11 protein-coding genes are annotated in these 12,841 nt (G+C 61.0%); 1 reads left to right on the forward strand and 10 read right to left on the reverse strand.

The annotated features are described in order from the left end of the window. Positions 1 to 15 precede the first annotated feature (15 nt). The 10 genes from B8W69_RS11680 to B8W69_RS11730 form a co-directional block, all read right to left on the reverse strand. Complete coding sequence (locus B8W69_RS11680) at positions 16 to 969, reverse strand: MlaD family protein (RefSeq protein ID WP_085289972.1); 954 nt, start codon at positions 967 to 969, stop codon at positions 16 to 18. Continuing rightward, positions 966 to 1,961 (reverse strand): MlaD family protein, encoded by a 996-nt coding sequence (locus B8W69_RS11685; protein ID WP_181447375.1) that lies wholly within the window; start codon positions 1,959 to 1,961, stop codon positions 966 to 968. Before B8W69_RS11685 ends, B8W69_RS11680 begins: the two co-directional genes overlap by 4 nt. Then, on the reverse strand, positions 1,958 to 2,989 hold the full coding sequence (locus tag B8W69_RS11690; RefSeq protein WP_085289974.1) for an MlaD family protein: 1,032 nt from the start codon (positions 2,987 to 2,989) through the stop codon (positions 1,958 to 1,960). The genes B8W69_RS11685 and B8W69_RS11690 overlap by 4 nt, the downstream gene beginning before the upstream one ends. Positions 2,990 to 3,078: 89 nt before the next feature. Then, positions 3,079 to 4,041, reverse strand: a complete 963-nt coding sequence (locus B8W69_RS11695; protein ID WP_085289975.1) for an MlaD family protein — start codon at positions 4,039 to 4,041, stop codon at positions 3,079 to 3,081. Then, positions 4,038 to 5,099: an MlaD family protein gene (locus B8W69_RS11700; protein ID WP_085289976.1), complete on the reverse strand. Its 1,062-nt coding sequence runs from the start codon at positions 5,097 to 5,099 to the stop codon at positions 4,038 to 4,040. The genes B8W69_RS11695 and B8W69_RS11700 overlap by 4 nt, the downstream gene beginning before the upstream one ends. After that, complete coding sequence (locus tag B8W69_RS11705; protein WP_085289977.1) at positions 5,096 to 6,181, reverse strand: MlaD family protein; 1,086 nt, start codon at positions 6,179 to 6,181, stop codon at positions 5,096 to 5,098. Before B8W69_RS11705 ends, B8W69_RS11700 begins: the two co-directional genes overlap by 4 nt. A gap of 22 nt (positions 6,182 to 6,203) precedes the next feature. Then, positions 6,204 to 6,968, reverse strand: a complete 765-nt coding sequence (locus tag B8W69_RS11710; protein WP_085289978.1) for an ABC transporter permease — start codon at positions 6,966 to 6,968, stop codon at positions 6,204 to 6,206. A gap of 110 nt (positions 6,969 to 7,078) precedes the next feature. Further along, positions 7,079 to 8,035 (reverse strand): MlaE family ABC transporter permease, encoded by a 957-nt coding sequence (locus B8W69_RS11715; protein WP_085289979.1) that lies wholly within the window; start codon positions 8,033 to 8,035, stop codon positions 7,079 to 7,081. Between the two features lie 1,546 nt (positions 8,036 to 9,581). Then, complete coding sequence (locus B8W69_RS11725) at positions 9,582 to 9,941, reverse strand: YciI family protein (RefSeq protein ID WP_085289980.1); 360 nt, start codon at positions 9,939 to 9,941, stop codon at positions 9,582 to 9,584. Between the two features lie 213 nt (positions 9,942 to 10,154). Beyond that, the gene (locus tag B8W69_RS11730; protein WP_085289981.1) at positions 10,155 to 11,786 is read right to left on the reverse strand and encodes a 2-oxo acid dehydrogenase subunit E2; all 1,632 of its coding nucleotides are present in this window, start codon (positions 11,784 to 11,786) and stop codon (positions 10,155 to 10,157) included. Between the two features lie 256 nt (positions 11,787 to 12,042). Between B8W69_RS11730 and B8W69_RS11735 the strand changes: the two genes are divergently transcribed. Then, positions 12,043 to 12,813 (forward strand): TetR/AcrR family transcriptional regulator, encoded by a 771-nt coding sequence (locus B8W69_RS11735; RefSeq protein WP_110881902.1) that lies wholly within the window; start codon positions 12,043 to 12,045, stop codon positions 12,811 to 12,813. The last annotated feature ends 28 nt before the right edge of the window (positions 12,814 to 12,841 follow it).

Raw genomic sequence — 12,841 nt, forward strand, 5'->3', positions numbered from 1 at the left:
CGATGATTGCCCGGCCTACCGGTCGGGAACGGCAACGTGCAGTGTAATCGCGCCCTCCTTCGGAATGCTCTTCAATATGTTTGAGAGAATTTGTCCACTGTCGAAATTCATCAGAGCTCCGCCGATGCCTTTGAAATGCGGCAAAAGCGTCTCCGTCAGAACTTTGATGTCAGGAGCCCGCGTGTCCAGGAATGCCTGAATTCGGTCCAGGTAATCACCGAACAGCGCCATGTCTCGCGGGTTATTCCATTCCAGGGTATGCATCATGCCTTGATAAGTACCGGCGGCCCCGAGACCCGCCGCTCGAATAGGCGGAATGAGGTCACCGAGCAGGGGTCCAACCCAGCCCGCGTTGCGCAGCAGCGCCTGCAAATTGTCGATCACTTCCTGTCCCCGGCCATGCATGCTGGTCGCCTGACTCCGGAGTAGCGAGCTCGCATGTGCGAGGTTGGGCAGCACCTGCTCAGGCGCGGGCAGAGCAGCGTCGGCCTCGCCCAGAATCCGTTTGAGCTGGCCGGGATCGAGCTGGTTGAGCACACGCACCACGCTGGTGGCCAGCTCCGAGATGGACGGCGGCGCTTCTATCGACTTCGGCGAGATACGTTGGCCGTCCTTGTATACCGGGCCTCCGCTCGTCCGTGGCGCCAGTCCGATGTAGGCCTCACCGAGCGCGGACAGATTGTCCAGCCGCACGTCGGTATCGACAGGAATGTGGTGATCGCCGTCGACGTAGAACTGCACGGTGGCGTCGCTAGTCGCCGTGTTGATTTCGGTCACCTTGCCGACCGGCTGGCCGCGGAGCAGCACATTCGAACCGACAACGAGGCCCTTGATGTCGGGGACCGCCATACTCAGGTTGGTCCGCTGAGCAGGCGGGCCGGTCCGAACACCGAACGACCAGATCACGCTAACGGCGAAAGCGATGATGACTCCGAACATCGCGAACGACAAGGCGCCCTTTAATTTCATGGCGTCGCTCCAAGAATCCGCAGCACGTCCTGCACGTTGTCGATGAGCTCTTTCCCGTCCGGCCCTTTTATCGACGTGATGTTTATCGCCGGGTACTTATCTGCGGGAAGGAAGTAGTCCGTGAGTAGCCGCTGCCACGCGGGCGCTTCGTTCTCGAATGCCCATTTGCTCTCTTTCAGGGCTCCAAGCGCACCGCCGAGCGACTTCAGCAGGGGCACAAGCCAATAGCCACCGCTGTAGATACTGCCGATCGAGGGCAACACGGTAGCGATGTAAGACCCGACTTGGAATGAGCGTTTCCAGCCCAGCATCCCCTCCGTCGACCAGAAGTACTTGTATTCGGGTAGGTGGTTATACATGACTTCGGCTGTTCCGGATACGCCCGTAAGCCACTGATCGACCATGTCCATGTTGTTGCTCAGGTCCGAGAGGTCGGTGTCTACCCGCTTCACCAGGTCGCGGAATTCACCGCTTCGTGCCGGCGTCACCCTGTTGATCCCGATGATGGTGTTTTGGGCACGCTGAATGGATCCGCTGCCGACGAAGTTCGCCAAGTTGGCGATCGTGTCCTCCAGTTGGGGAGGAGACGTGGTCTGTGCCAACGGAACTGTTCCGGCCGGACGCAGTGCCGGCGCCGGCGGACCCGACTCAGGACGCTCGAGCGCGACATAGGTGTCACCGAGCACCGTGGCTTGCTGCAACGTCGCATGCACGTTTGCCGGCACCACCACGTCGGGGTCGATCCGCGTTACGACGTCGACGTGATCGCTCGCCAGATTGATCTTGGTGACCAGTCCCACGGTCGTACCATCCTGCACGACCTTCGCACGGTCGGGCAGGCTCAGGACGTTGGCGAACTGCAGGACGATTTCGTAACCGTCGCCGTAGCTCTTCCCCGGTTGCGGTAACGAGTTGACGGTCATGGAAGCACACGACGGAACCAACATGGCACTTGCCGCGACGGCGACAGCCGACCATATCCGCCGGCTCATCGCTTCGCCGCCTGCTGTAGCACATACTGCAGTAGCGCGACGTCGACGGCAAAGGGCTGACCGTTGACATCAGCGCAACTGCCGGGCATCGACGCGTTCATCATGCCGCAGAGCGCTAGCCCGTCGTGTGTTCGAACCCGATACAGCGGGGGCCGATAGGCGAGGTTAAACGTGTGGAAATCACGCCTGTTGAAGTGATTGGCGATCGTGTTGATCCACCACGGCACCGGGGTGAAAAGATCCGACAACGCGGTCGCGTGGGGAGTCAACTTCCGCACCGTGACGCTGACCGTGTCGAGCGCTTGCTGTGTCTCGTCGCCCAATCTGGTTTGCAGGATCGCCACCAACTCGGCCAGTGGCCCGAGGGTCCCCACTCCCCCGCCGGGACCGGCGAGCCCTGTCGTACCGTCCAGCGCCAACGCCAAGTCCGGCGTCGTCTTGCGCGCGTCGTACATGATCTGCTTCAACGGCGGCATCAGTTCGCGCAGTACACCGGTCAGCTCAGCGGTGTTGCGGATGATCGAGCCGATGTCACTGATCGCTTCGTCCGGGCTGTCAAGTAGCGCGGACGTCCTGGTCACAAGCTGGTTGATCCCGGCACCGTTGTTGTGCGCCAGTTCGTCAAGGCCGCGAACTGTGTCACCGACGTTCGTCGACCCGTTGGGGTTGATCGAGTTGAGAAAGGTGTAGGTCGATCCAACCACCTGCGAAATCGTCTTGGCCGAAAACGAGTGGTCAAGCCGAATGCACTTGCCGGCCTCGAGCCGTGGACCGGAACTGTAGTTGCCGACCAGTTCCAACGAACGGTCGGCAAGGATCGATGGCGACCGGATGACTGCCCTGACGTCGGGCGGGAGTGGCCTGCTCTGTGTGATAGAGAAGTCGACCCGGACCTGGGTGGGGCCAGCGGCGATGGACGTGACCTTGCCGACCTGATAGCCCATCTGGGTCACGGGGTTGCCCACGTACAGACCGATGGTGTCTGGGAACATCGCGCAATAAGCGACGCTCTTCTCGCCGCCCATCATGGCGCACGACGAGGCACCAGCGACGGTTGCAGCGCCCGTGAGTGTAACTACGGCGGCACGAAATATACGGCGAACCATTCGGGAGACCATCAGCACGGACTCCCCGCCATAGGGATGCAAAGATCTGTGGCAAGCAACTCGGGCGGTGCGTTCTGCGCGTCCAGCATCCGCTCGATCTTGTTCCTGATCCGCCGAAGTCTGGGAATGATTCGGCTGTTGTGGTCCTTCCACCGGGTGACTCTGTCCTGCCAGTCGCGAACCTTCTCGATGAACTCTTCGCGGTGGTTCACCCAGAAGTCGCCGAAGGGACGCAGGAACGCATCACCGACGTCGCCCATACCTTTCAGGGCTTCGCCGAAACCCTTGCCGTACAGAACGAGCGTCTCCTCGAGGATGGCAAGCTTGCTCACCAGGACCTTCAATTCCCCGGTGAAATTACGCAGCGCCTCGATGTACTCATCGGAAAGATTGAGGATCGAAGTAACCTGCCCCCGCTGGCGCTCGATCGTGGACGTGAGGGCATTGCCCGCATCGATAACGGCGGAAAGAGTCTGCACGTTTGTGCCGGTGAGTCCCTCCTGGATTTGATCCAATGATTCACGAATCGGCTTCGGATTAACTCGCTCGGTGATTTTTGTCGAATCGGTCAGCGCCCGCATCAGGCTGTATGGCATCGTCACGCGCTCTACCGGGATCGGATTTGCACCCAATGGCTTTCTGCCCAGCGATACCAAATTTACATAATAACCGCCGACCACCGTGAGCATCCGGACCTGAATTTGTGACTGATCACCAACAAATGCGTCGTGGTCCACGGTTGCGCGAACCTTGACCTGATTCGGTTCGATTGACAGATCTTTCACTTTGCCGACCGTGATCCCGGCAATCCGCACGGTATCACCTGGATGGATCGCCGCCGCATCATCGGTGTAGAAAGAGATCATCTTCTGGCCCGGAGGACTGATGTTGATTTCGGCAGCAGTGAGCGCCAGAACGGCGACCAGTACCAGCGCGGCGACACCCCAGAACGTCGAACTCTTGAGAATTTTCATCGATTGCACAAGATCACCCTTTGGCCATTCAAGAGCACGTCCATTGAGTCGGGCAGTTGCGCGCGACCCCGCGAACAGGGCAATGGTGTATCAGGCGCCCCTGGCGGGGGGACGTTATCCCACATCACCGGTATCAGCTTGAGGACGTCGCGACTGTAGTCATCGAAGCGCGTGATTGCCTTGTCGAGACCGTCGGCGATGTCACTCCGCGAGGAGTCGACGACGTCGATTCTGCCGTCGGGTTGCTGCACCCGAGTGGCGGGCCCGAGCGGAAACCCTGCGTTGGCAAGGACTTGGAGAGTGGGCTCGGTGAAGGCAGGGCCATACAGTTCCGACTTACGAAACTCGTCCATGACCGAGATCGCCGCGTCCAACGGCTGATTCAACCACTTCAGGACCTGGACGAAATCTTTCGAATGCCCGCCGAACGTGTCTGCCACAGCGTCGAGGTTGCGCATCACCGTCGCGATGACTTGTTCGCGGTCGGACGCGAACTGGGTCAGCTTTCGGACGCTTTCGAGCATCGGCTTGAGTCCGCCCTCACCCGACAGATACGTCGCGGCATTCTCGGTAAAGGTGTCGATATCGCTGGGACTCAAGGTCGCGATGACGGGCTGCAGCCCGTTGAACAGAGTGGTGATGTCGAACGACGGTTGCGTCATGGTGATCGGAACATGCGACACAATGCTCGCCGCCGGCGCCGTCTCGGACGGATTGACGACATCGACGTAGCGCAACCCGGTGAGCGCCTGGTACTTGATGGCCAACCGCGACGTGGACACCACTGCGTAGCGCTTGTCGAGACTGAACTCGACCGTTGCGACGCTCTGTCCAGCCCTACGCTCGAGCGCCAGCGATTTGACTTTCCCGACCCGCACTCCCCGGACGCGCACGTCAGCGTCGACGTGCAGGCCCGACGCATCCGTGAATTGAGCTGTGTAGGAGCGCGTGGCTGCGGCAACTGGTTGTCGCAGGACATTGACCAGGACGATGAACACCGCAAGTGCGGCGGCGGCGGCCAAAGCAAATCGCCATAATGCGGCCTTGGGCGTGATCACTGGGCTCCTATCGCACCGAGCGGGGCAGCCACACCGGGTAATTCATCGAGCACGATGTGTGTCTGTATCGCCCGCTGTTCAGGGGATCCCGCATACAGATTTTCTAGTCGAGTTCGCAACTCCACCAAGTCAGAGGAGATATTGGCCGGTGTTATCAGACCGGGCACTACATCGGTCAGAGTTTTGACCAGATCAACCGCAGGCATCAAATCTTGCGGGTGGGATGACAATAGCTTGCCCAATGCACCGAAGAATCTATTCGCCAGCAGGTCAAGCGTCGCTATAGACCTCTTGTTCCAATATTCATCTGTTTGATACTGGCCGAGGGAAGGGGCAAGGTTGACAAAATCTTGACCGGGAAGGCAGCCGTCGGCGGTCTGCATGAACCTCACGAATCCAGAGTTGTGATCGAAGTTATAGCCAGCAGAAGTAATCGAGTCCAGCGTGCCTGGGAATGCAACACTCACACCCGTCGTGTTTCTCAAAAGCTGCTCGGTACTTACCGTCTGCACCTTGGTCACCGCCTCGGCCGCGACCACGATTGTCTCGATGAGTGGATTGAGCCCGTCGGTGAACCGCGTGGCGCGGTCCATCACACGCACCAATTGCGGCGTCACTACGCCGCCGGTGATCTCACCCAGACGGTAGAGCAACGCCTGCAGCGTGAAGTTTCCCTTTGGAACGGTGTCGATTCGCGAGCCATTCCGCAGCGGTGCCCCGCCCGTGCCGGCAACCAGGTTGATGGCGGTGACACCGAAATAATTGGACGGCCGGAAGTCAACGTTCATCTTGTCTGTTAAACCGGCAGTAGGTCCCGATCGGACGTCAGCGTTGAGCCGGACACCACCGTTGGCAAGGCTTGACACGGAGGTGACTTGGCCGACGTTGACTCCGTGCATTATCAGCGCGGTACCCGCGGTGACTCCCTGACCCAGATACGGCAGGTCCATGACGATCGAGATACGGTTCGCCGGGCGGCCACGGAATGGATTCACGGCGATCAAAACGCCCGTCACCAACAAGCACAGCGCGAGCACCGCGCCGATGATGGTCAGCCGGCGCGCTTCGGCAGCCTCCGACATCCGGAATAGCAAAGCTTCTCCCCTAGCCCTTGAACTCGAATTTCGGTGTCCAGCCCCAAATCATGACGGTCGTCATAATGTCGAGGACCATGATGGTGACGAGACTCGCGCGAATTGCGCGTCCAGAAGCCTGCCCGACCCCAACGGGCCCGCCTGATGCGAAATAACCGTAGTAACAGTGAATCAACGTGGCGGCGGCGCAGTAAATAATCGCCTTGGCGAGCGAATATGCAATGTCTGTCGGGGAGAGGAATTGAACAAAGTAGTGATTGTATGTTCCGGCTGGTTGATTGTAAGAAATGCGAATCACCAAATCCGAGGTAAAGAACGCGACCATCAACTCGAGCAGAAAGCCGGGTACCACACATATCATCCCGCCGACGAGACGAGTGCCCACAACGAAGGGTATCGATCGCAGCCCCATCGCCTCGGTGGCATCAATTTCGTCCGCGATCCGCATGGAGCCGATTTCGGCAGTCATACGGCAGCCGGCTTGGGAGGCGAACGCGACGCCGGTGACCAGCGGTGCCATCTCTCGGACGTTTCCCCACCCGCCGATGATTCCGGACAGCGCGCCGAGGCCGATCAAATTGAGCGTCGCAAAAGCTTCGATGGCCACCATTGCGCCGATGGTCACACCAAGGATCGTTAGGATGCTGATCACGCCGCCGTCGACGACTATCGAACCCCGGCCCCACGCCAGGCTGTTCATCACTCGCACTGTTTCCCGTGAATACCGCCGAATAGTTGTCGGTAGCAGCCACACGGTCTGGGCGATGAACACCACCCATTGGCCTGCGGTTCTCAGTGTCCCATTAACAAATCTGACCGGTGCCCGGCCAAGATTCAGATACTTTGACGGGACGGCCCGAGCGCCTGGCAGTATCGGCTGCGCCACTATGCCACCGCCATGGGGAAGAACATCGTCTCCAGCTGAGTGATCGCCAGATTTGCGGTCACGATGCAGACGACGTTGAGTACGACAGCGGCGTTGACTGCATCTGCGACACCACGCGGTCCGCCCTTGGCCTCCATGCCCCGCATCGAGGAGATTATTGCGACAAACGCGGCGAAGGTGATGGTCTTGCCCATCGCAAACCAGACGTCGACCATCTTCGCAAACGAACCGAATGACAGCCAGAAGCTTCCGGGCGTCACGTCGTTGACGGTGACGGAGATCGTGAAGGCTGCTGCCACTCCGGATGCGATGACGATGGTGCACAAGATCGGCGCGATGAGTACCAGGGCCAGAAAGCGCGGCACGACCAGACGCTGCACCGGATCGATACCGAGTGTTCTCAGTGCATCGAGTTCCTCGCGGATCGCTCTGGCCCCGAAGTCGGCGGCGATCGCCGAGGCCGCGGCGCCGCCCATCAGCAAACCCGCGGTCATTGGTGCGCCCTGGCGAACCACACCGACCCCGATTGCCGACCCGATAAGTGAGTTTGCCCCCACCTCGTTGACGAGGCCGGACACCTGGACAGCGATCATCGCGCCGAAGGGCACCGCCATCAGCACCGCTGGAACTGCCGTCACCTTGAGCAGGGTCCAGGCCTGCACGATGAGCTCACCGACGGGTAACCGCATCGAAATTGTGTCGATGACGGCATACCGCAAGACCGCGGCCGCCATCAGTACAGCGCGACCCGTGGTCGCCGTGCTGCGCGCCGGAATCGCGCCGACTCGCGATGCAGCCTTGGCGACGCTGGCGCCGGGCTGCGTCAGTACCGCGCGCCAGCCATCCGGCGGGGCGCCGTTGCCGAAAGGTGCGCGATGCAGGGCGCCGCGGTGCCCGCTGTCGCCGTTTGCTGACCCGGCGCGCGTAGTCGCCGCCGTCGGCGTCTCTGTTGCCATCGAAAACTCGCCTCCTCCCCGTCGCGCTGACCGCTGTCGTTTGCCTTGTGCTCCGGCTCACAACGCTGCTCCTGAGGCAAGGTACACCACATCGGAGCATTTTTGAACACAGTCTCAAAAATTCTCGATAGAACTTCCAAGGAACGAGACGGCGCGACGCCGACACGCGTAAAGCGGTTCCCGAGTCGGCCCGCAAGACGAAGTACGGCTGAAGGGCAGATGAGTCGATCCCGTTGAGGCGCAAGGACATTCACGCGATCCGGCGCTCAGCGCGGACATGGGTGTCGTCGACGACGCCGATCGCGTCGCTCTTCGACCACGCCGGACAGGAGGCCTCATCGGGGCGCTCGACAGGCCGCGGCGCCGCCTGGCACGCCCTTGCGGGCGGAATTCCTGGCTGCTTGCGGATCTAGGCGCGGCATAGCCCTACTCCTCGTACGACGGCCCTTGAGAGACACCGCGGTGCCAACGCGAACGCTGACTGTAACCGCTGTCACAGTATATTTCGCCAACGGGGTTGTCAAATAGTCGGCACCATCGTAATCTGGCATTTGGCAGCGTTGAGGTTAGGCCAAATCATCGCCGGTGCGATACACCAACCGCTGGAATGGCAAGTCCCCCATTACCCCGCGGCAGGCAGCGGCCGAAGGTATCGGTGTCGGTAGTGGCTGCGGAATCGAAGTTGGACCCGATGCAGCACGCTCCTTGACAGGAAGTCCGACCTGGTCAGCCCGCCGATCGCCGACGACGTTCCAAGACAATGGCGTCGAGGCGCGCATCAGCTAAGTAGGCTAAGTAGGTTGGCGGCAACCAGCCCCTTGAGCCCACTCCCGATGACCACCACGTCGCGATCGCGTGCCGCCGTCTTGGGGGGAATCGACGCGTCCTTGGCGACACACATTCACTGACTTTCCCCATGGGCGGTGCGTCATCCAACTGCAGCGTGCTCCAACGATGACGCCGACTGGAGCGCGGCAGCCCGATGCCCGTATAGCCATTGACGCGTAGGTCCATAATCGTTGACTTCCGTTGTCGGAGAGTGCATCTAGTTCCGCACCCGCTGAACTCGTCGCATCGAGCTATTTCCATTCATACGTTGCGCGGATTACTGCACGCTTTAGCGAGTTACTGAACAACTGAAATCCCCAGATTGGCGGGCGTCGAGCCGACACCTGTCTCGAGCCTGGCCATTCTCACGGCGTGCACGGCGAAGTAGTTGGCGGTGCGGGTGCCGTGACCGGTCATGGCGAAACTCTTTGTCTCTGTCGGGAATCCGAACCATCTCAGGTGAGGTGAGATGTCTGACCGACCGGCTTCCATGAGCCACTTGCTTGGCCGTCCCCGAGTTCACCGCCATCCGCCAACGACTCAGAGACGAGTGAAAAAGATGGCACGTCGTCCGTCGCATCGAAAGGAGTCGGCGTGACACCTCTTTTCGCCATCGGTCAGCTTCTACCGCGTCGCGTGGCAGCGGAAGGCTCGCGCGCCGAAATGCGTTCGTAGAGCTGATACGGCGCGGAAACCAAAGAGTTCAAGCATCACTGAGTTACTCGGCGCCGGCCGGCTTGACACCGGTTGGGGTCAGATACGAGAAGTCGCCCGCGGTAATCATCCATGGCAGCACGTCGGCGACGACCAAACCCGACTTGGTCGCCGGATCGTTTTCCGCGATGCGGGAAGCCTCAGCCGCGTCGATGTGGGGACTGAGGACCATCAGGCCACCAGCGCCTTGCGCGAGCAGCGGTCCACTCAGCAGGATCGCCCCCGTCTCTTCGAGTTGCTGGATGTATGCGAAGTGTTCGGCGACGCCGTCCTGTTCGGTGGGCGCGACCTCCGGTCGAAAGTTCGGGCCTGGGAGGTGCCTGACTACGAACAGAGTTGGACGGTTGTCGAATTGGTCCGCCATTGCTTCATACCTTTCGCTACCCGATGACGAGGGCGCTCACTATCGGCAGCTGCGCCACCCACCAGACGATGCTACGTTTGTGTTGATAAATCAACTGCATCGTAGATCTCCCAACAATTGTTGCTCAGGTGCTCTGTGGCCAGGCTGTGGCCGTGTCCGATCCTCCGATGAGGCCAGAATTTATGGCTCAGTCCGTAGGCCGCCACAAAGGTGTCACCCGCGCCCCTGCTCTAGATCAAGTTCGTCGGCGAAATCCGCAGCCTCGAGGCGACGCTTGACCGCACTCAAGAAACGGCCGGCATCGGCGCCATCCACCAGTCGATGGTCATAGGTCATTGACAGGTAGCAGACCGACCGCACGCCGATTGACTCATTGCCGATGGCGTCGAGCACCACCCTGGGTTCCTTACGGATCACCCCGGTGGCCAGGATCGCCGCCTGGGGTGTCACCAGGATTGGTGTGTCAAACAGCCCACCCTCACTGCCGATGTTGGTGATGGTGAAGGTTCCACCTGACAATTCGTTTGGAGCCAGGTCGCCAGAACGCGCCCGCGCTGCGACATCGACGATTGCCCGGGCCAACCCGCCCAGCGAGAGGTCACCGGCATTGGACACGACAGGTGCCAGCAGTCCCCTCGCCGTATCGACGGCGAAACCAAGGTGTTCGGCGTCATGGTAGGTGATCGCTTTCGACTCCTCGTCATAGCTTGCGTTGATGTTGGGATGGGTTTTCAACGCATCGATCACGGCGCTCGCGATAAACGGAAGGAACGTCAAGTTAACTCCTTCGCGCTCGGCGAAAGCTTTCTTGGCCCGCGCCCGAAGCGCCACGATCGCCGTCATGTCGACCTCGTGGGTCTGCGTTAATTGCGCTGTGCCCAAAAGCGATTCGTGAGTCTTAACGGCGGTCAGCTGACGGATCCTGCTGGCCTTCTGGACCGTGCCGCGGACCGGCGCATCGGCACGCGACGGTGAAATTTGCTGACTGCGGTCTGCTGGGTGCCTGCGTCCGGCAGTGGTGCGCCCGTCGACAGGTGCCGGCGCGGGCGGTGCGGCGGGCTCGGGGACGAGCCTGGCCGCAGGGTCGGCACCGGACGCGGGGTCGTCACAGGGCTCCGCGTCCGCTACGAACTGCGGTGCCGGCTCTTGTGCCGTCTGACTTTCTCGTTGGGATTGTGGCGGCGGCGCCTCTGATGCTCGCGGCGGCGCGGATGAAAGCGTCCTAGCCGCGCCGATCTTTCCCAGCTCGGCACCGACTTGGACGACCTGGTCTGCTGCGGCGGTGATCGCCAACAGCGTTCCCGCAGCCGGCGACGGGATCTCCGTATCGACCTTGTCGGTGGAGACTTCTACGAGCGCCTCATTCACTTCCACGTAGTCGCCGACGTTCTTCAGCCAGCGAGTCACCGTGCCCTCGGTGATCGACTCGCCCAGCTCGGGCATCGTCACCGACAACGTCTCAGCGTCCTCGCTGGCGGCCTGCTCTGGAGCGTCGAGCTCCGATCCGGACTGCCTGTCGGGAGCGGGCGCCTGGACGGGCTCGGGCGGCGCGGCGACACGAGTCGGCGGCGGCCCGTCGTCGACCATTACGTCGGGGGCTGCGGCGTCAGCTTCGCCGATGAGCGCCAGATCGCTGCCCACCGCGACGGTTTCATCCTCGCGCGCGAGGATTTCTGTGAGCACGCCCGCCGCCGGGGAGGGTATTTCGGTGTCAACTTTGTCTGTCGACACCTCCAGCAGAGGCTCGTCGAGGGCGACGGTGTCCCCCTCCTGCTTCAGCCACCGGGTCACTGTCCCTTCCGTGACGCTCTCGCCGAGCGTCGGCATCTGGACGGTGATGGCCATGTGTCGACTCCTTGAGTTCGAGCAATTCTGAACGAGATGAGTTTACACATACGACTGATAGTTGACTGTAGCGTTGATTCGATCATTGGCGGGACACCACCTTGCGGTTCAGAGACGCCCGACGAAGGGCTGTTCACGGCTCCGCAGGATGACCCATGGCTGCCGCGCGTCTTTGGCCAGCGTGGCTTGGGGACTCTTGGCGCACCACGCGTTCGGATCTCCATAGATTGAGCGTTTCGGCAATTAGGATGGGTCAATGGCGAAAGCGACAGAGACTGCGTCGGGTTCCGGGGCGCGTGAGGCAACCCGGGATGGCAACGCGCAGTCCACGCCTGCAGCCAGCATGCGCAAAGAGCTAGTCGAAAACCAGATGTACGAAACCGCGGCCAAGCTTTTCGCCGAGCGCGGCTTCGCCGGCACCAGCCTCCAAGATATCGCCGATGCCATGGGCATCACCCGTCCGGCTCTCTACTACTACGTCAAGAGCAAGGAAGATCTGCTTTCCAGGCTCGTCACCGAGATCACGGCAGGAAACACGGCGCAGATCCTGCGGGTGACAACCAACAAGACGATTGACCCTGTGCAGAAACTGTCCAAGGTCGCCTATCTGATGGCGCATAACCGTGCCCTGCACCCCACGCGCTTCTTACTGCTGGCTCGTTCCGAAGCCGAATTGCCCGAAGATCTGGCGAAGGTTCACGAGACCACCAAACGCAAGATGTTGCGCAACCTCATCGAAGTCATCCAAGCTGGTATCGACGCAGGCCAGTTTCGCCCGGTGAATCCGCGGATCGCCGCGTTGGCGGTGATCGGTATGTGCAACTGGGTAGCGTGGTGGTTCCACGAAGACGACGCGGCCAGCGCTGATCAGGTCGCCACCGACATCGCCGACATGGCAGTAGCGAGCGTGCTGCAGGCGGAGAACAGGGTGACAGCGGCGACTGGACCGCGAGCCGCGTTGTCGCTGCTCCGTCAGGATGTCGCCTACCTCGAGCGCTTGCTCGACGATGCCGATAAGAAGCGCTGATCCCTACGAGCAACGCCGCCAGCACCGG

The organism is Mycolicibacterium vulneris (genome assembly GCF_002104765.1).
In the GTDB taxonomy this organism is placed as follows: Bacteria; Actinomycetota; Actinomycetes; order Mycobacteriales; family Mycobacteriaceae; genus Mycobacterium; species Mycobacterium vulneris.